17 protein-coding genes are annotated in these 19175 nt (G+C 64.4%); 11 read left to right on the top strand and 6 right to left on the bottom strand.

Annotated features, from left to right (window positions below; translation table 11 throughout):
• Nucleotides 1-208 precede the first annotated feature (208 nt).
• From NR792_RS03680 to NR792_RS03660, 5 genes are all read left to right on the top strand, one after another.
• On the top strand, nt 209-1216 hold the full coding sequence (locus tag NR792_RS03680) for a hypothetical protein (RefSeq protein WP_375758676.1): 1008 nt from the start codon (nt 209-211) through the stop codon (nt 1214-1216).
• Nucleotides 1216-1755, top strand: a complete 540-nt coding sequence (locus NR792_RS03675; protein WP_375758675.1) for a hypothetical protein — start codon at nt 1216-1218, stop codon at nt 1753-1755. Before NR792_RS03680 ends, NR792_RS03675 begins: the two co-directional genes overlap by 1 nt.
• Nucleotides 1752-3764: an AAA family ATPase gene (locus NR792_RS03670; RefSeq protein ID WP_375758674.1), complete on the top strand. Its 2013-nt coding sequence runs from the start codon at nt 1752-1754 to the stop codon at nt 3762-3764. The genes NR792_RS03675 and NR792_RS03670 overlap by 4 nt, the downstream gene beginning before the upstream one ends.
• 1331 nt (nt 3765-5095) lie before the next feature.
• Nucleotides 5096-6895, top strand: a complete 1800-nt coding sequence (locus NR792_RS03665) for an amidohydrolase (protein WP_375758673.1) — start codon at nt 5096-5098, stop codon at nt 6893-6895.
• 105 nt (nt 6896-7000) lie between these two features.
• Nucleotides 7001-7171: a GMC oxidoreductase gene (locus NR792_RS03660; protein WP_375758672.1), complete on the top strand. Its 171-nt coding sequence runs from the start codon at nt 7001-7003 to the stop codon at nt 7169-7171.
• A gap of 6 nt (nt 7172-7177) precedes the next feature.
• Here the strand turns inward: NR792_RS03660 and NR792_RS03655 are convergent, their stop codons facing one another.
• Entirely contained in the window at nt 7178-8086 is a 909-nt protein-coding gene (locus tag NR792_RS03655) for a LysR family transcriptional regulator (protein WP_375758671.1), read from the bottom strand.
• Nucleotides 8087-8257: 171 nt separating this feature from the next.
• Between NR792_RS03655 and NR792_RS03650 the strand changes: the two genes are divergently transcribed.
• Entirely contained in the window at nt 8258-8539 is a 282-nt protein-coding gene (locus tag NR792_RS03650) for a hypothetical protein (RefSeq protein ID WP_375758670.1), read from the top strand.
• A gap of 125 nt (nt 8540-8664) precedes the next feature.
• Here the strand turns inward: NR792_RS03650 and NR792_RS03645 are convergent, their stop codons facing one another.
• A complete protein-coding gene (locus tag NR792_RS03645; protein WP_375758669.1) occupies nt 8665-9936 on the bottom strand; it encodes a hypothetical protein in 1272 nt (423 codons plus the stop codon).
• A gap of 652 nt (nt 9937-10588) precedes the next feature.
• Here NR792_RS03645 and NR792_RS03640 point away from each other — a divergent pair.
• On the top strand, nt 10589-11452 hold the full coding sequence (locus NR792_RS03640) for a hypothetical protein (RefSeq protein WP_375758668.1): 864 nt from the start codon (nt 10589-10591) through the stop codon (nt 11450-11452).
• Between the two features lie 94 nt (nt 11453-11546).
• Here NR792_RS03640 and NR792_RS03635 read toward each other — a convergent pair whose 3' ends face one another.
• Nucleotides 11547-12491, bottom strand: coding sequence for an alpha/beta hydrolase family protein (locus NR792_RS03635; protein WP_375758667.1), 945 nt, complete (start codon nt 12489-12491; stop codon nt 11547-11549).
• A gap of 102 nt (nt 12492-12593) precedes the next feature.
• On the opposite strand from NR792_RS03635, the gene NR792_RS03630 reads away from it, so the two are divergent.
• Nucleotides 12594-13562 (top strand): AraC family transcriptional regulator, encoded by a 969-nt coding sequence (locus NR792_RS03630; protein WP_375758666.1) that lies wholly within the window; start codon nt 12594-12596, stop codon nt 13560-13562.
• A gap of 38 nt (nt 13563-13600) precedes the next feature.
• On the opposite strand, the gene NR792_RS03625 is transcribed toward NR792_RS03630, so the two are convergent.
• A complete protein-coding gene (locus NR792_RS03625) occupies nt 13601-14893 on the bottom strand; it encodes an OprO/OprP family phosphate-selective porin (RefSeq protein WP_375758665.1) in 1293 nt (430 codons plus the stop codon).
• A gap of 298 nt (nt 14894-15191) precedes the next feature.
• Between NR792_RS03625 and NR792_RS03620 the strand changes: the two genes are divergently transcribed.
• Together NR792_RS03620 and NR792_RS03615 are read left to right on the top strand one after the other, a co-directional pair.
• On the top strand, nt 15192-16220 hold the full coding sequence (locus tag NR792_RS03620) for a hypothetical protein (RefSeq protein ID WP_375758664.1): 1029 nt from the start codon (nt 15192-15194) through the stop codon (nt 16218-16220).
• 194 nt (nt 16221-16414) lie between these two features.
• Nucleotides 16415-17431, top strand: coding sequence for a peptidylprolyl isomerase (locus tag NR792_RS03615; RefSeq protein ID WP_375758663.1), 1017 nt, complete (start codon nt 16415-16417; stop codon nt 17429-17431).
• Between the two features lie 21 nt (nt 17432-17452).
• On the opposite strand, the gene NR792_RS03610 is transcribed toward NR792_RS03615, so the two are convergent.
• Complete coding sequence (locus tag NR792_RS03610) at nt 17453-17836, bottom strand: hypothetical protein (protein WP_375758662.1); 384 nt, start codon at nt 17834-17836, stop codon at nt 17453-17455.
• Nucleotides 17837-18189: 353 nt separating this feature from the next.
• Here NR792_RS03610 and NR792_RS03605 point away from each other — a divergent pair, with 353 nt between their 5' ends.
• Nucleotides 18190-18504, top strand: a complete 315-nt coding sequence (locus tag NR792_RS03605) for a hypothetical protein (RefSeq protein WP_375758661.1) — start codon at nt 18190-18192, stop codon at nt 18502-18504.
• Between the two features lie 28 nt (nt 18505-18532).
• Here NR792_RS03605 and NR792_RS03600 read toward each other — a convergent pair whose 3' ends face one another.
• Nucleotides 18533-19132, bottom strand: a complete 600-nt coding sequence (locus NR792_RS03600; protein ID WP_375758660.1) for a hypothetical protein — start codon at nt 19130-19132, stop codon at nt 18533-18535.
• Nucleotides 19133-19175 lie beyond the last annotated feature (43 nt).

The raw sequence follows: 19175 nt of genomic DNA, 5'->3' as shown, positions 1-19175 counted from the left end.
TGTCGAGGGCTGCATGGCGTGTGCATTAGCGCCCCCCCGGTACTTGGCTCGCAGCTAACCGCACTTCTCTTCCTCTACGCGCCGGATCGTCGCACACATGGGCTCCTCGCCCCCGCTGCATGCTTTCTTCACAAGAGCTATCCGTTCTATACTCTACTGTGCGGCATGACTGTACACCAACCTCATTGAGCCTGCCACGGAGGCCCTCTTGGCTTATCGACCGATCTGCGACGAATACGCAAGGCGCCTTGCCACGCTTGAGGGAGACGACTTCCAACTTGAGGTGTGTACGTTGCTTGGACGCAATTTCTTCGGCTTTCAGTCCATTCCTGACAAGCCAGGCGGAGACGGCGGGCTTGATGGCCTCTCCCACAATCATACAATAGGCTATTGCTGTTATGGTCCCGAAATTTCAGGAGCAGGTGCTTCGCCTACTGACATTAAAAATAAAGTACTAGCAAAGTTCTACTCGGACCTTCGCCGCATACTTGAACTTGACTTCCCGCCAAATGCCAAAAAGGGAACCAAGCCCGTCCACGCAGAGAACAAAAAACTAGGAAGTATTGTACGCCCAGGGACGAAGATCACTCAGATCAACCTCTGCTGCAGCTGGTTCGAAGACAACACTATTATCGGCCTACTAAATGCCACATTCGAAGAGTACAAAAAGCTCAGCAAGCTAACGTACGTCGCTCAAAGTTGCGCATTGACATTTCAAGGGCCCCGAGAAATCGCCACTTGCTACGCAGTAGACGATCATGCACTTCTACGCCTCGAACAACCAGATCTCGTAAAAATTCTAAATCAAAAGCCTAATCAGGCTACGCAACTCCCTCCGGACCTGAGTGCCTTCGAAGAAAAAATGCAGGTTCTTGCCAATGCCTACCCCCAAAAGAAGAATCGGGTAGACGAACTACGCAAACGCCTCCTCGAAGACTGGAGCGAGAGCCTCCAAATCGCCGAAGGCCTGAACAACACTGCGCCAAATATCTACAAAAAGTACGAAAAGCTCATAAAAGCTGAGGCAAACAAGGCATTAGAGCAGTCGATGACAGCGGAACCAGAAGATTTTAACAAAATCCTCTCAGGCTTCCGCGAAGCAATCGCAGTGCGCCTAAAAGAAGAACTGCGATTCCCCCAAGAGGAGGTGCAAAACGTGGCGAATCAAATTACTGCGCGCCTCGTTGGCGAGTGCCCTATCGACTGGAGGTCGTAATGGCTCATGCCTTCGACGAACTCTCGGAGTTGCTTTCTGCCTCAAAGTTGCGCCCCCAAATCATACCAGGCCGGATTGCTCGCCCGTTCTTTCATGACGCAATTTACAATTTCAGCGTGATCTCGTGCGCCACCCAGGAGTTAGGCACTCCCCAAAAGCAGGATGAGCAAGTCTGGCAGATCAACAGTTCTATCCTCAAATTTTCTCACTTTCTCGCGGTGCGTCCAACGCTTTTGAAGGACTTTCGTATTTGGCATGAACACAGAACTCAACGAGCGGTTCTGGATTTAGAGAACTGGCCTTTGCTCCCGCGAGGGTTCCTTACGGATGACACCCAAGCCGCATCGGTAACTTTCCTTGTAACTACCGGGGCCCTACAACGGGCAGGCAAGAACATTGTCCTCAAGGCAACCAAGCAAAACCCTCTAATCCAACTGCTGCGGGCAGTAGAGAAAAACAATCTTTTTCAGAGCGAGCGGGACGTAATTCGTAAGCTTCAAGAACTCCGGATTACGCAGTCGATGCTTGGTGTCGGATGATTCATATAAAAAGCGTCAGCATACGAGGGGTCGCAGAAGGGCTACCTTTCAGGGGCCATATAGACCTTAAACCTGGGATCCATGTGATCACCGGCGAAAACGACTATGGCAAAACTCTTATCTCCACATCGATTGCTTGGTGCCTTGGTCTTGAGCCCATGTATGGGGTAAGGCCCGGAGATAATGCCATTTTCTCATCTGGCGTTCGCGAGCGCATAGAACTTCACGAAGACCAGACCTCTAGAGTGGACGAGTCGCATGCCGAAGTGGAGTTCTCTAACCACTTAGGCAGAACCTACCGATTGCGACGCTCTATAATTGGGGGCAAAACGAACTACATTGCAGTCGCTGAACGCACAGGCACCAATTTTGGCCCTGAGCGGAATTTGCTGGTTGGTCTCGGGAGTCTTAGCAGCGAGGCATCCGGCTTCCAACATTGGCTGTTCCAAACGGCCGGGCTACCTCTCGCAGAGGTAATGACCAACAAAGGGGCTTCCAGCCCAATTTACGTTGAAAACCTAGGACCCCTTTTCTTCATTGAGCAGACTGAGGGTTGGAGCGATCTTCAAAGTCTTCAGATTTATCGATATGGGCAAATCGCCATCAACGAAGCGGCGGTAGAGTATCTTCTGGGGCTAGACACCCGGTTGAAGCAGCGGTTTGCCAAGCAATCGTCAGAGTCCCAAAGCGGGGAAATAAGACAAGACGCCATTCGCATACTTGAACGAACGAACGAATTCATTCGGTCGAATGGCTGGGACGAAACACTCCCTACCAAACTCTCACTTGAAACCATCGGAGAGCGGCTTAAATCTCTGAAGCTTTCCGACTATCTGCGAGAGCGCTTCCATTGGTCTCCTGCCGAAGAGCATAAGCAACTCACATTAAAGGCAGATCAACTCCGGAGTGCGCTCAACAAAGATCAAACTGCCTCCCAGACAACTGCACCTGTTGCGGCAGCATCGTCACGCGCGATCCAGTTGAAGGAGTCCATCCATAAGAAGAAGCAGTCACTCAACACTCTCCGGCAGCAACTTCTTGCGCAAGAGGAATTGTTTCAAACAACAGGCGGCCGAATTGCATCAGCCAAAGACCTACTACGCTTAAAGCAGGACAACATCGGCTTTCCACAGCATGCGGAGTGCCCCACATGCCTGCGCGACCTGAATATCGAAGAATTGGAACTCGATAATCAGGGGTTAGAAACAATCGAGCGGCACATCACCACTCTCGAAAAGGATCGAGACGCACTGAAAACATCCTTGGCGGCCACGCGGACTGAAGTTGAAAGGACAGTTCGCGAGCTTGAGCGAGCCGAACAAGAGTTTTTCGCGGCGGAAAGAAGTCTTGAACTAATAAATTCGGCAGCAGGCCCTCAGCGCGAAGCTATCGTTGGAACTGCTATTCAGATCATTGACATTGAGAGGGCTATTGAAAAGAACCGGAAAGCAGCAAACGAACTGCTCGACCTACAAAAACAGATCGACGACTGGAACAAAATCTTCTCGGCTTTTTCAAGAGCCTTGGAGGGCGGAGGTTCCGAAGAGGACGCCGCCAAAGAAGCCGCATTCGTTAGTACGTTTAAATCAATGCTGCTTGATCTTGGATATGCAAAGCTTTCGAAGGCATCAGTGAAGGCTGTTCGCTTGGATGAACACTACACGCCATATCTTGAGCACCGTCGCCTTCGCTCAATAGGCTCAGGCAGCGACCGTGCCCGGCTCATTTCTGCCTTCTCCGTCGCGCTCTGGCAGACCAGCTTGAACAACGGAGGGCATCACCCAGGGTTGCTTTTGTGGGATGAGCCACTTCAGCAGAATCCTGACGATATTCACCGCGTAAATTTTTGTGAGGCGCTTCTGCGTTTGTCCAGGAAAGTTAAGTTAGGTCAGCTGCTAATAATCACTCATCTTCGAAAAGAAGAGATGGAGCGGCTAAATAAATCTGGAATTAACCTCACGGCGCTTCCAGCACATGAGCGCTTTCTGAAAAGCGTCTCATCGCCGTAATCATGCTGATTGTCCGTCAGTACTCGACCCTCTCCAGAGGTGTGGAATCGGGCCGGAAGGAGCAAGCCAACCGCCTTTGGCAGCACCGGTGGAACGCCACGCCTAGAAAAGATGGGGGCGCTTTTGAGGGTGGATAGCGAGTGTGCCTGAGCGTACGCCTGCGGCAGGGGCTCCTCGGCTGATTCCTCCTCGTCAGGAGCGGGCAGTGCCCGCTCGGGCGCGGGCTCGGCGGCGGGGCGGGGCCACGAACTGCCGCACCTCGGCGGGCGGCCCAGCGCGACCTTGCCACGGCGCACGCTACTGCCAAACTCCCACATACTGCTCGCGAGCCCCAGGAGGTTAGGAACCTCTAGATGCTCTCGTCCGGGAGAGGCTTGATCCAGGTAGGCAGCATGTGCCCCCAGTGTGCCCCTCCAGCGGGGAATTGAACGGGACGAGATGGGACGAGACGGGACGGAGCGGGGGAAAGATCCGGTGTGAGATCAAGGCGTTAGCTGGTAACAGCGCGACCTGCTTAGGGTTTTGCTTCCGCCTTGATGCGGGTTCGAATGCCGCCGCTTCCACGCCGAGCAACCCGCCGCTCTCATGCGAGTTCCCTCTGAAGAAGAGAGCGGGGCTTATATTTCGGGACCAAATCGGTTCTTGTAGGACCAAATTTGGACCAAATCCGGAGCGCATAAGAAGGATGAGGAGGCGGCAGGCGACGGGCCACTGCTGCTGCAGACTCAACACCACGCGTTCTGGGGTGGCCCCCGTGCTGGAGCCAGTCTCCCAGGCAGCGTGGGCAGTCCCAGGTGCTTCAGGATGGCACGCACCCCACCGGGAGCCGTCAGATACGCCAGCACCCGGCGCCTGCCTCCACACCTGCCGCAGGCGAACACGTCCAGCGCGAAGCTCCTGCGCAGCAACCCGGCCCAAGTAAGCCGCGGCGTGCGCTCTTGGGTCGGCTCCTGCCTCGTCGCTGCTAAAGGCGGCTCACTTGCCTCTTCCGGCTTCGGCTCTGTCCCCGCTTGAGGGAGCTCTGCCCCCGCTTGAGGGAGCCAGCCATGTACCACGTCAAGACGATGATCGTGGACGGCGTCTGGACTTCGGTGGGGTTGACCAACTTCGACCCGCGCTCGCTGCGGCTGAACAGCTCTGAACCGAGGCAGACATTCAGGCGCGGTTCTCGGACCAGGGCAGTCCCCACGCAGCATGCCCGATAGGCATGCTAGTCCCTACGAGCAAGTATTGTTCCGGGATTTTCTTCCGTACGAGACTCTCACCCAAGGCAGATCACTTGGCCCTCTGCTGGCCTCCCAATGCAACCCACTGCCGTGAAAAAGGACTCCATGTCTGCACTCCGACTCCTGGCTCTCTCGCACCTGTTGCTCGTCGGCCTCCATGCGCGTGGAGACGAGCTTCCTCCCGGGGCCGATCTGATCGTTTTCAACGCGAAGATCACCACTCAGCACCTAGCGCAGCCGGCGGCTTCCGCGGTCGCGATCAAAAGAGGGCGGATCTACGCAGTGGGCGACGACGCCGAGATCCTCGCCCTCAAGAACAGCAAAACCAAACTGATCGATGCGGAGGGGCATCGCCTGATCCCGGGCATCAATGATGCCCACGTCCACGTGCTGAATGAGAACAACTACAACTACAACGTGAGGTGGGACGGGGTTCCCACCTTGAGCCGCGCCCTCGAGATGTTGAAGGAACAGGCCAAAAGAACGCCCAAGGGCCAATGGGTCAAGGTGATCGGGGGTTGGTCGCCGTATCAGTTCAAGGAGAACCGGTTCCCGACCTTGGAGGAGCTGAACGCCGCGGTACCTGACCGGCCGTACATCGTTCAATACGCCTACAACCAGGCGTTCTTGAACGAGTTGGCGATGAAGGAGATCGGCGTGGGAACCCCCAAGCTCCAGATGCCGCCCGGCACGGAATTCGAGAAAGACATGCAAGGCAAGTACACCGGCGTCGTGCGAGGGTTCACCTGGACCTTCGTGGCGCTCGAAGCGGTGGTCCCGTTGCCTTCCTTCGCGGAGAAGGTGAACTCGCTCGCCTACGCGATCAACGACTTGAACCGGTTCGGAGTGGTATCGGCGCTGGAGTCCGGCAGCATCATCCCCTACCCGGAAGGGCACAAGCCCATCGAAGCCCTGATCAGGGATCAGCGTTTGAACGTTCGTTTCCCTTTCATGGATCTCCAGCTCGTCGAGCCCGGCGCTTCGATGGTGGACGCCGAGATCGATGCCATCACCAAGAAGTCTCCGACCAGCCCCGGGGACAACACGCACCCGACCCTGGCGCATGGTCACGAATACCAAACCAACGGAGAAGTGCTGAACGCCCAACTCCACGACCATGAGAACTTCGACCGGCCGGCTGTGGTGATCGATCGGGAATTCATGCGAAAGACCGTCGAAGAGGACGTGGGCAAGCTGGTGAAGCGGCGAAGCCCGTTCCGGATGCATATCAGCTACGACGAGAACATCTCTCCATTCCTGGATGCTCTGGAAGCGCTGAACAAGAAAACGCCTTTCGACGGCCTGCGGTGGAGCATTGAGCACGCCGAAACGATCAGCCCGAAAAACATCGAAAGGATCAAGAAACTGGGCGGCGGAATCGCGCTGGACGACAAGATGGCGCTCCACGGAGACGGCTTCATCAAGACCCACGGCCGCGAGGTGGCCCTGCAGACGCCTCGCTTGCGTCAGCTCGTCGACAGCGGGATCCCGCTGGCCATGACCACCGACGGATTCAGGGCTTCTTCTTACAACCCGTGGGTGGCTATCCAGTGGATGGTCACCGGCAAGTCGGTGTCGGGCTCGGAGATCCTGGCCAAGGACAACCGCCTGAGCCGGGAAGAGGCGCTCAAACTCTATACTTTGGGTGCCGCGTGGTTCACCAAGACCGAGAACGAGAGCGGGAGGATCGCGCCGGGCAACCTAGCGGACTTCGCGCTGCTGAGCACCGACTACTTCTCGGTGCCGGAAGAGGAGATCCAGCATATCACTTCCGTGATGACCGTCGTGGACGGGAAGGTCGTGTTCGGTGCGGGCAAATACAGCAAACTCGCTCCGGAACTGCCGAAGATCATCCCGACGTGGTCCCCGATCAAGTACTTCGGCGGCTACTATGGCGCGAAATGACGAGCTGAAACCCATGGGCCAAAGCGTGAACAGAGCGCATGGAGCCGCCGGAGCGGACGTGATCATCGTGGGCGCTGGGTCGGCGGGGGCCGTCCTGGCCCGCCGATGGGCGCGGAGAGCGATCCGACCCCGGTCGCGGATCGATGGGGACAGGTTCGGGCCGTGGAAGGCCTACGGGTCATCGATTCGTTGATCATTCCGGCGATCCCGTCGGTTCCTACCAATCTGACCACGATCATGTTGGCCGAGAAGCTCGCCCACGAGCTGTTCCGATGAGAGGCGTCAGACGATGAGCAGACCCGCCGCCGGACGAAGCGACTTCAGCTTCACGGCGGCCAGGATGGCCAGGAAGTCGTTCCCTGCCGAGGACAGCTTGGCTTGATCGTAGATCACCACGACGGGCAGCCTGGGCGGGGACGGCAGCACCGGACGGAAGTTGAGCCGGCTGCCCGCGAGCTTAGCCATCGTCTCGAAGCCGATCGCGACGCCTTTGCCGGACTCGACGGCCGCGAAGAGACTGGAGATCCCGTCGCACTCCATCACGATGTTCGGCTCCTCGGTGAACCCGGAGAGGATCTTCCGGATCGCCGAATGAGCCTCCGGGTGCTCGCTCTTCGTGAAGGTGATCAGCCCTTCCTTCGCGACTTCGGCCAACGGCACTTGCTTCAGCTTCGCGAAACGGTGCTCTTTGGGGAAAGCCACGGTGACGCCGTAGCTTCCGAGCTCTTTCATCGCCAGCCCCTCGAATGACTGGGGGGCGACGCCGATGGTGATTCCGAGATCCAGCTTCAGATCCCTCACGCCGCGGACGATCCCGTTGCTCGACAGGTCTTTTAGCTCGATCTGGATCGATGGATGCTGCTTGTGGAAAACCCGCATCGCTTGCTTCAGGATTTCCACGGCCGGCGTGGCGGCGAATCCGATCCTCAGGATGGACCGATGCGAAGGCGATTTCCGTCGCACCTTCTCGACGGCGTCTTCGACCCGACGGAGGATGACCTTGCATTCGGCGAGAAACACCTTGCCCGCTTCCGTCAGAGCGATGGAATTGGGGTATCGCTCGAGGAGATCGACTCCGAGCTCCTCCTCCAAGTCGCGGATTTGCCGACTGAGCGCAGGTTGAGAAACATGAAGCAGTTGCGCCGCGCGGGTCACGCTGAGCTGCTCGGCAACCGCCGCGAAATACCTCACGTGTCTGAGTTCCATGATCGCAGCATAACCAAAAGGCATGCTAGCGGCACCCAAGGGGCAGTCCGCGCCCCAGCTCGCCTGCCTCCGCCAGCAGCGTGGCGAGGTTTCAGCAGCGTCGGCACGGGGGCTATCGCCCGCGCGCGGCCTGGGGAGCTGGGCGCGAGCGTCTTCGTGCCGGGCCGGCCCGCGTTCGGCGTCTACGGGATGGCGGTGGACACGGCGCACGACACGCTGTGGGCGTGCACCTATGACGACACCCTTCCGCCCGCGCAGCCGTCGCACCTGGCCGCGTACTCGCTGACCACAGGGGCCCAGACTTTGGACCTGGTCATGCCGGGCATCGCGGTGCCCCCGGCGCCCCTTCTGCCTGAGCGCGAACGCCGCTCGAGTCCGGCCCCATGTCGGGATGCCCGGGGCTGGCGGGGAGCCCTGTTGGGCGCGGCGGGAGGGTGAAGAAGGCCAAGAAGGGCCGCTGGAGGGTGACGCGCGGGAGAAAGGGAGGCCCGGACCGCCGCCGGCGCGGAAGTCCGGGCCCTGCATCCACGGGGCGGTTGCCCGGCCCCGGGACGCGGTGCTCGTCAGGACAGGGCCTGGGCTCCGCTGCTGTTCCTCAGCTCCTTGCGCACCGCCTCGCTGACGCGCTCGCGGACCATGTCCGTCATGCGCTCGCGGAGGTCCTCGCCCACGCGCTCGCGCACGGCGGCCACCAGGCTCTCGGTGTCGACCTGGCCGGGGCCCTGCGGCTGGAAGCCGCCCATGTACTGCTCATCGAAGCCGCCGCGCATCGGGGGGCCCATCGAGCCCATCGACTCGCGGATGGCGTCACCCAGCCGCTCCCGCAGCGCCTCATGCAGGTGCTCGCGGAGGTTGTCGGACAGCCGCTCGTGCAGGGTGTCGACGAGGCGCCCGCGGAGCGCCTCGGCGATGCGCTCCGGGTCCATCTGGCCGAAGGCTTGCGGATGGCCACCCGCGAAGCCCAGGGTGCGCTCGCTCATCCGAGCGCGCAGTTCGTCGCCCAGCCGCTCGCGCAGCGCGTCGCGCACGCGCTCGCGCATGCCGCTCTGGACGCGCTCGCGGATGCCGTCCGCGATGCGGTCGCGGAGGGTGTCGGCGATGCGCTCCGGATCGATGCCCTGCATCCTGCGCTCGGACAGCGCGGAGCGCAGCGTCTCCACCAGACGCTCCTTCAACGCCTCGCGCACGCGCTCACGCACGGCGGTGTGGATCCGCTCGGACACGGTGTCGGCAAGCCGGGTGCGGATGGCGTCGGCGATGCGCTCGGAGTCCACCGGCGCGAAGCCCTCCATCCCCATCCTCCGCTCCGACATCGCGACGCGCAGGGACTCGCCCAGCCGCTCGCGCAGCGCGTCGCGAACGCGCTCGCGCACGACGTAGCCGAGCCTGTCGCGGAGAGCATCCTCAAGCCGGGTGCGCACGCGCTCGGCGATGCGGTGGGGGTCGACCTGCCCGCCCGCCTGCTGGATGCTCATCCAGTTCTCGGCCAGGGCGCCGCGCAGCGCCTCACCCAGCCGATCCCGGAGCACCTCGCGAGCCCGCTCGTGCACGCCGCTGATGACGCGCTCGCGGATGACGTCGGTGAGGCGCTGGTGGACGGCCTCGGCGAGGGTGTCCGCGTCGAGCGGCTGCCTGCCGCCGTCCCCCTGCGGCATGGCCATGGCGCGCTCGCTCATCGCGCTGCGGACCGCGTCGCCGACGCGCTCACGAATCTCCGTGCCAATCCGCTCCTCCAGTCCAGACACGACGCGCTCGCGAACGGCGTCGGCGATGCGGGCCTTGAGGGCTTCGCCCATCATCTGCTGTCCCTGCATGTGGAACTGTTCCTGGCTCATTTAAGAGGCCTCACGGGTGCTGCGGGTGAAACGGCGGGCGCGGAGCATCCCGGCCTGCCGCGTGAGGCGGATGGATAGAGAGATTGGGTGTTGGCGGATACCGGGCCCGGGTCTCGCGCGTGTGTTGGCGCATGCCCTTTGGGATGTGCTGGTGGAGAGGGCCTGGCAGGCTCAAGCCGGGGACACCGGACGGACGTCCCCGGCTTCGGGGCCGGTGGCTCAGGGGGAAGACCTGCCCCGTCCAGCTGCCCGGGTTGTCGTGCACGTTGGGCCGTGCCATCAGGCCGACGCCGCACGCCGCCTCGATGAGCACGACGATGTCCGTGCCGCCGAACTGGAAGGATGCGAACGCCTCTTGCCCTCCAGCAGCTCCATCACGGACCCGGTGAGGTGATTCACGGTGACGGTGGAGGGGAGGACCTGCGCCGGGCGGCGGAGACGCTGCGCGCGCTCGGGTGAAGGCGCGGTCAATAGGACGGTCCGTCACATGGGCTGAAGCACCGCGTGAAGGCGCGCTCCCTCGGACAGCGGTCGGCGCGGCCTGCTTTGTTTGTCACACAAGCGTCGTGGTACTTGCGGCGCGTTGTCCGCGCACGCGGACACAGCCCATCCACTTCCCGCCAGGGAAGAACGGAGTCCAAAGGTGTTCCGCTTGAACCATCGACGTGCCTTCACCGCCACCCTCGCCCGCGTGTCCTTTCTCGTGGGCGGTGTCCTCTCGGCAGCTCCCGCTTCGGCCGCGGTGATCGCCACCAACCCGAACGTCACGGCTCCCGCCACGCCGGTCGTCACGGACGCGGCGGCCAGCTGCGTCCAGACGGACGCCGTGAACGACTTCGGCACACTGTCCATCAGTGGCACCGTGAGCACCGCGGTTCCGGCCGGCGGCCAGCTCACGGTCGAGCCCAAGTTCCGGGTGACGCAGGCGGACGGCAGTGTGCAGCTCGTCAGCATCCCGGGCGCCACCAAGGTGTTCCTGCCCGGCCAGACGGCCGACATCTCGTATGTCTTCGCTTCGGACGGGCTGCAGAAGGTCGATCCGGTTTCGGTCTTCGTCTACACGGTGTCCTCCACCGGCGTGACGCAGCAGATCAGCCGGGTCAACACGACGGGCCTCTGCGGCTGGAAGAACCCGGCGTATGTGCCGTCCGTCGTGGACGTCGACCGGATCTGGAACCAGCCGAGCTGGCGCAATGCCGTGACCACCAACACCTCGGACTACCAGCAGCGGGTCGTGGTCAGGGTCGTGGAGACGCACTACGGCACGGGTGGCTACGTCGGGACGTCGACCATGCTCTCGCAGACGGTGGATCTGAGCCCGAACCAGACGCTCGAGGTTCCGTTCCTGCTCCCCTGGAACACCTGCGGAAGCTTCGACGCGTTCACCTACGCGGGCGCAGGCCCCACCGCGACGACCTGGCCGCGCGAGGGTGCGCACTTCGTGGGCACGTTCGACCATTACGACGGGGATGCCAACCTGCCGTGCTCCCCTGACACAGAGGAAGAGGACGACTGACACGCGCGGCCGCGCGTGAACCAGGCCCCGTGGGACACGGAGTGGCGGCTCGCTGCTCGGTGTCCCATGGGCACAGGAACCCCCACCGCCCTGCTCACTTGCTTTCAACCCGTCCCTGCGGATTCGGGCTCGTCATCAACTCCTCGCACGCCACGGGCCAGGCACGATCGTCTGGGTAGAACGCCGTGCGGAGGTATGCCCACGTGAGCCGCTGGACGGCTGCGACCCTCGCGGGATTCTCGTCGGTCGTTTCCGTCACGAGATACCCGGAGATCCCACCGAGCATGTGCTCGGCTCCAAACAGCGTCAGGAGCGACTTGGGGCCCGGGCTCAAGGTGTACGCGTCCGTGAACCATTCCGGACCGAGGATGGTCAACGGAGACGCGTCCCGATCGCCCGCGACGACGAGGGTCGGAGTGGTCATCTCGGAATACACCTGATCCAGATACGGAAAATGCTCGCGCGCGAGCGGGCTCAGCGCGTCGCCCCCTCGGCCACCCGCGCAAAGCAACACGCCGACCTTGATCCGAGGATCGGACAGGTCATCCCCCAATCCGCCATCGGGGCCCCTCATCCTGGCGCCGAGCAGCATCCCCACCGTCTGAGCCCCGAACGAGTGCCCAACCGCTGCGACCCGACTGCGATCGACGCGACCCGTGAGTCCCGGGACGGATGCCTCAATGACATCCAGGTGATCGAGGACGCGCGTGACATCTTCGATGCGGAGTTTCCAGATCGACGGGGTCCGCGGATCGTCCGGTCCAAGGCCGAACGTCCTCGAATCGAGGAAGGTGGGCTGGACCACGACGAAGCCACGAGCCGCCCAATGGTGTGCGAGGGGAAGATAGCCGTCCGACGACGACCCATATCCGTGCGCGAAGACGATGATGGGCAAACCGCTTCCCGTCACGGGCGCGGAGACCCGCACTTCCAGCTCCGCGCCACGCCCCGGCGCTGACAGAACGACCGGACTCACCGACACCACCGGCGCGGGTGCACCGAAGGCCCCGGCTTCAGCTCGAATGATTGGCTTGCTCATGGGACCGCTCTCCCAATGGGTGAACTGGTCCTGGGATACCGGCTGCGCTATGGACGATCCATGCGCAAGACTCCAAAACAGTTAGCTGAAAAGCCAACGCCGTTGGAGCTTCGAGATCCCCGCGGTGACGCGGTCGCCGACGTGCTCGGCGCCTCGTTGATCCGGCACGCGCTCTACAACCCCATCGAAGCGCGCGCACCGTGGGGGCTTCGCATTCCCCGCCGGAATCGCGCGAGCTTCTACCTGGTCGCGCATGGCAGCGCGCGGCTCGAAGTCGAGGGAGCGCGGGCGCGCGTCCTGGCGGCTGGAGAGGTCGGGTTCGTCCCCCACGGCACGGCCCACGCGCTGCGCGATTCGGCGGACAGCGACCTGCTCCCGGTCTGCGACGGCCCCTACTCTCCCGGCTGGGTCCCCCGGCGCATCGGGGGGCGCGGCGCGGCCACCTCCATTGTCGCGGGCTTCTTCGAGCTGAGCGACGGACGCGGGCCGGTGCTCCTTCAGGGGGTGCCGCCGCTCGTCGTCCTGTCAGCGAGCGACCCGGCCTCGGGGCCAATGATCTCCGCCGCGGTCCAGTTCATTCTCGCCGAGAGCGCGTCGCCCCTGCCGGCGAGCAACATCGTGCTCCAGCGTCTGGCCGACGTGCTGTTCGTGCTCGCCCTCCGCTCGACGGTAGGGGATGGCCCGTGTCAGCGCGGCGCCATCCCCGCCGTCGCCGACCCACGGGTCTACGAGACGCTGAGCCTCATGCACGCCCGCGTCGCCGATCCCTGGACCGTCGACATGCTCGCGAGACGCGTGGGCATGTCGCGCTCGGGGTTCGCGGCGCGCTTCACGGAGCTCGTGGGCGAGTCCCCGCTCCAGTACCTCGCGCGCTGGCGGATCGCGAGGGCCGCGGAGCTGCTTCGCGACACCACCGAGAAGGTGGAGACCATCGCGGGCCGCGTGGGGTACGAGAGCGTTCCCGCGTTCAGCCGCGCGTTCAAACGTTGGCAGGGCACGGGCCCGGCGGCGTTCCGGCGCCAGCCCTTCGCCCACCCACGCGAGCAACGTGCGCAACGTCAACGTCGCTGACGCGCCCTGGGACGCGCGTCAGCGGCCTTGCCCGTGTCTCAGAACGCGACCTGGAAGCGGGACAGCACGACGTTCTCGGCCTCCCTGTCACCTTCCGGAGCCCCGCCCACGAAGTCCGTATGGTGGTAGTTCAACGCGACGCGCACGCGCCGGTTGAAGGCGAAGAGGGTCGCGACGCCGAAGCCCCGGGCCTGGCTCACGGAGCGGGTGGGATCCGCGAAGACGGGGAACGCGTCATCGTCCATGTCCAGGCCCTGGTAGCGCACGGAGAGCTCCAGCGCCCCGCCCTTGCCCGTCTTGGGGTCGAAGGGGCGGTGGGGCTTGGGGCCCGTGAAGGACGCGTCCCCGCCCAGCACATACGACGCATACGCCTGCCACGCGTGGTGACGCAGGCGCGCGCGCTGGTCACCGACGCTCACCTCGTGGGACGACAGGACGTACTCCGCGAGGAGCCCCACCGGGCCCCAGTAGAAGTGGCCCTGGGGCGAGAGGCGCACGTGCTCTCCGTTCGCGATGGCGGTCGGGCCGGTGGTCCCGTTGTTCAGGAAGCTGAAGATGATCTCCTGGCCGGTGCTGCGCTGAGGCACCAGGCCGGTGTTGGCGGCGGTGGTGGAGGGCGTGCCGAACTGGAACCCCCGGGAGACGGCGACGCCCACGCCCAGTCCCTGGAGCGCGGAGGACGTGTCGCCCTTGAAGGGCTGGGCGAAGACGCGCGCCACCAGGTCGAAGCTGTCGTCGGTGTTGACGTCGATGCTGGCGCCGTCGGGAGCGCCGTTGACCACCGCGAACGCATAGTGGAGGCGCCCCCCGGCGATGTCGCCGTGCAGCTGCAGACCCGCGTCGCGCACGGGGACCAGGTCAAAGGTGAGCGAGCGTTCGATGAACGGGACGTCCGTGTTGGCCTGGAGCAGCTCCAGCCCGAAGGGCGTCTTGAAGCGGCCGGCGCGCAGGCGGAGCCACTCGACGGGGCGCAGGTCGATATACGCGTCCTGGATGAGCGGCTGCATGACGCCGAAGTCCGGCATCAGCCGGAAGTCCACGAAGCCGAACAGCGTCCCGTCCAGGAAGGGGCGCAGGCGCCGGATGAGGAACGTGTTGGTGCCGCTCCGGTCCGAGTCCGCCAAGTAGAAGCGGCCGTCCCCCTGGAGCTGTCCGCGGACCTTCAGCACGAAGGCCTTGTCGGCGGTGGAGAAGGTGTAGCCCTCCTCGGAGAGCTGGACGCTGGGGGGCTCCGGGGGCTTTTCGGGCTCGGTCGCCTGGGCGCGGGCCTGGGGCGCGGCGAGCAGCAGCAACCCCAGGGTGGCGAGAGGGGCGGCGGAGAAGACGGACACGCGGGACCTTTCAGGAGAGGGGCGCGCACGTTTCCCGTGTGAAAGTGATGCAGTCAAGAATCGCCGGGCGGGCGTGTTGTCACCTTTACTCGCCGCGGACCGCGCGGTTCGACGAGGGGGTCTTGAACTACCCGGCCAGGCAGGCGGCCTGAAAAAAAGTGCAATGATTCCGGGCATCTGGCGCTTTGATGCTCCTGCCCCGCGCGTGTCATCCTGGAAGAACGGTCTCAAGCAACTCGGGCGCTCCGCGTCCGATAATCCGTTCAAGTTCCTCCCTTCCAAACCTACGAGGCCCACCATGGGTTTCCCCGACATCAAGCGCACCTTCAACGCCGTCCGCACCAACGTCCAGCAGACCTTCGAGGCCAACAAGCAGCTCGTGAAGGGCGGCATCGCGGTCGCGACCCAGGCTTCCAAGGCGATCAACTTCAGCAAGGACGCCTTCCAGCAGATCAAGAACATCAAGGACGGCGCCCAGGGCATCCTCGGGAAGACGAACCTGGACTTCGTCCGCAACCCCACCTTCTCCCAGGGCTTCAAGGGGCTGACCAAGTTCGGCGCGCAGATGGGCGCCGCCATGCGCTACGCGGGCATCCCCGGCGCGGTGGCCGCGGGCGCCACGGCCTTCAAGGACGTCCGCCAGGCCATCCGCTCCGGCAGCAAGGACGACATCATCACCGCCACGCGCTCCTCCCTGGACGCGGCCAGGTCCACCATCAACGCCGCGACGGGCGGCATCGTCGGCAGCAAGGTGATGGGCGGCGTGCTGGGCGGCAGCATCTTCAAGGGCAAGCTGGACGCCGGCAAGGCGGCCTTCGACACCTTCAAGAAGGCGCTCCCCAACGCCAGCGATGACGTGCTCAAGGCCGTCAAGGGCGCCGCCACCAAGGGCATCATGGAGGGCGCGTCGCTGAAGAACGTGAGCCGCGCCGTCACCTCCGCCGCGGGCGACGCCGCGAAGGCGGGTGGCACGCTGGCCAAGGGCATCCTGGGCAGCGGGACGCGCTCCGCCGCCAAGGCCGCGCTGTCCACGGTGGGCCGCGAGGCCGGTGAGGCCGCCCTCAAGCAGGGTGCGAAGGCCGCCGCGGGCACCGCCGCCAAGGCGCTGGGCCGGTTCGCTCCGGGCGTCAACGTGGCCATCGCCGCGGTGGACGTGGCCAACGCGGGCGCGACGCTGATGGACAAGAACGCGGGCGTCGGCAAGAAGGTGACGTCGGTCATCACCGCGGTGGGCTCCATCGCCGCGGCCACCAACATCCCGGTGGTCAGCCAGGTGGGCGCCGCGGTCTCCACGGTGTCCAGCATCGTGGGCGCCTTCTTCAAGTAAGCATTCAAACCTTCGCGGTTTGTCAGAGCGGCTCGGCTGGACTAGATCTCAAGTCCATGCCGAGCCGTCGCTTTGTTCCCCATTGGCGCGGACGCGGCCACGTCGTCTATCTCCCGGGAGCCTTCGTGACCCCCCCTCAAGGGCCTGCAGGATCCGGCCGCGGCGTCGAGCGGCTGCTGAAGATGAGCCCGGTGGTGAGCAGCGTCTCCGCCGAAGCCCTCAAGCTTCCCAGCGTGCAGGCCCCCTCCCTGGAGGGCATCGCCGTGCGCGTCCCCACCCCGGATGACCTCACGGAAGAGGACCTGCTGCGCGCCTTCCACGAGAAGCGCCGCGCCCTGGCCACCACGCGCGAGCGTCAGAAGGGCGAAGCGCTGGAGCCGGGCGACGACGTCCAGCTCAACATCGTGGGCTATTGCGACGGCAAGCTCATCCCCTTCTCCGCGCGCTTCGGCATGACGACGGAGCTGGCGCCCATCGAGGCGCTGCCCGGGTTCTGCGAGGCCCTGGCGGAAGGCGGCAAGGTGGGCGAGTCCATGCAGATCGCCCTGGAGCTTCCGGCGGACTACCCGGTCGAAGGCCTCCAGGGGAAGCCCGCCCGCTTCCTGGTGGACATCGTCGGCGCCCACCAGGTGACGATGCTTCCGGAGAGCTCCCCGGAGTTCCTCCAGAAGCTGGGGATGGGCAGCACGCTGGAAGAGGTGTTCGTCAACCTCCGCGAGGAGCTGGAGGACGAGGTCGCGGGGCAGCTGTGGGCCCGGGCCCAGGACATGGTCCTGGACGAGGTGGCCCGGCGCGCGCCGGTGGAGCTTCCCCGGGTGCTGGTGGAGGAGGAGCTCCGCCGCCGCTGGGTCCAGGCCGAGGGCCAGGCCATGGTCGCCTACCACTTCGACGTGGACGAGCAGCAGGAGGCGCTCCAGGGCTGGCTCACGGACCCCACCACGCGCGCGGACACCGAGCGCCGGCTGCACATCGGCATCGCGCTGAAGGCCGTCACCGAGGCGGAGAAGCTGCAGCTCACGCCGGAGAAGCTGGAGCAGCTGATCCGCGACTACGTGGAGCCCTTCGGCTTGAGCGCGGAGGACGCCCACGCCGCCCTGCGCGAGTCGCCCGAGACGACGCGCCGCCTGGCCGAGCTGGGCTGGTACCTGCTCGCCGTGGAGCACGTCATGAACAAGGCGAAGGTCTCCTTCGAGGGCGCGGAGCAGGGCTGAGGCGCGGCCCCGCTTCGGGTGTCAGCCCTCGCTGAACCACAGGCCCAGGCCGCCCAGCAGGCCCAGGCCCAGGAACATCACGGCCAGTCCCCACGTCTGGCGGCGCGACCACCGAAGCCCTTCTCCGTACCGGTGGCCGCACCACAGGATGAGGACGGCGAACCCCAGGCAGATGGACACGGGCCCGGCGGCGACCAGCATCCGGCGGGTCGTGCCGCTCACGTCCGCGACCGCCAACACCCCCAGCGGCCAGAAGCCGACGACGAGCACGGCCAGCACGAGCCAGAAGGCCCCCCGCCCTTCCCAGGTGTTCAGCTCCAGGTAGTCCACGACGCGCCGCCACCAGGCGCGGGGCGGTTCCGGGGGCGGCGGCTCGGGGCGGCGCAGGGGCTTGTCTGGGAACACGGGCGTCTTTTCTAGCACGGGGCCCTTGCCGGGGCCGCGTCAGTACAGCTCCGCGCTGGCGAGGTAGGGAGCGGCGGTGCCATTCTCGCCGCCCACTACGAGCACCCTGCCGTCGCCAGCAGCGTCGCCGCGTGCTCCGTCCGAACCGACCCCATGGAAGCCGTGAGGGGGAGCCCCACCGCCCCACCCTGCTCCCCATCGCCTTCGTGCTCCGGCCCGGGCCCGCAGGCGAGGAGTGCGAGCGCTGCGGCCAGGTGGCGGGGCAAGTGACGCATGGGGTTCACGCTTTCGGGGCGGGGAGACTCCGAGTTAGAACAGTCTTCGAAACGCTTTGTCGACAGACGCCTTCCGCGATGAAACGAACGTCCGCGCCACTCCCGCTGACCCTCCAACAGGTGACCCGGGACCGTGAGCCCTTCGGCGACTATCTCTATGAGATCTTCCGCGGAGGGACGCTCGTCGCCCGGTACGCGCACGACTACCGTGGCGACGCGTGCTGGCTCGTGTTCGCGGGCGGCCGCAAGGAGGATGCCCCGGGCGTGCGCGATTTCCTGACGGGGGGCGGGACTCAGCCACTGCGTCTGTCGGACGAGGCCGCGCGCTTCCTCGAGGCACGGCTGACGCAGGGGGCCGCCCGGCCCGTCCGCAAGCGCGCCGCGAAGCGCTGAGCGAGAGGTTTCGCGGAGGCGTCTGTCGTTACGGCGCGGTCCAGATGGCGGCGATGCCCTCGTTCACCGAGGCGCCGCCGTTGGTGTCGATGAAGATGGACCGGATGCGCTTGGTGGACTGGATCCCCAGGAACTCGAAGGCATGGGCACCCGTATCGAGCACCGCATCCTCGAGGACCTCCTGGGTGGCGTCCGTGAAGGTCAGGGTCACCTTGTGCTGGGCCAGATGGTTCGTGAGCAGCTCCAGTCCGACGGCGGAGACCGGACGCAAGAAAGCGATCTCGAAGTCGTCCTCACCGTTGGCGATGATCGTGGGCTTCACGGGCAGCGGATTCGTGTTGTTGCTGTGGTTCCAGCCGGGCCCCATGAAGCAGAGCCAGGTGTTGGCGCGAGGCGCCAGGACGTTGACGGTGGGCGCGCTGGAGCCCCACGGCAGGTCGATGCCCGGCGGCGTCCGGCCGCAGCTCGACCCGGCGCCCGAGGGATGATCGGGATACGCGTCGAATGCGATCGCGGGGAACGTGAGCTGGGTGGCCCCGGTGGCCGCCGTGAAGTCCACCTGTTGGGTGAAGACCTGGGCAAGGCCCTCCTGCCGCGTGCCGAGCACCGCCGCCTCTTCGTCCTGCATCGGGGCACCGCACGAAACCAGGACTCCACAGCCAAGCATCCAC

It is taken from the genome of Corallococcus exercitus (assembly GCF_042231735.1).
Classification (GTDB): Bacteria; Myxococcota; Myxococcia; order Myxococcales; family Myxococcaceae; genus Corallococcus; species Corallococcus exercitus_B.
Note: the sequence above shows the minus strand (reverse complement) of the source record. Positions and strands in the feature narration are given on the sequence as shown.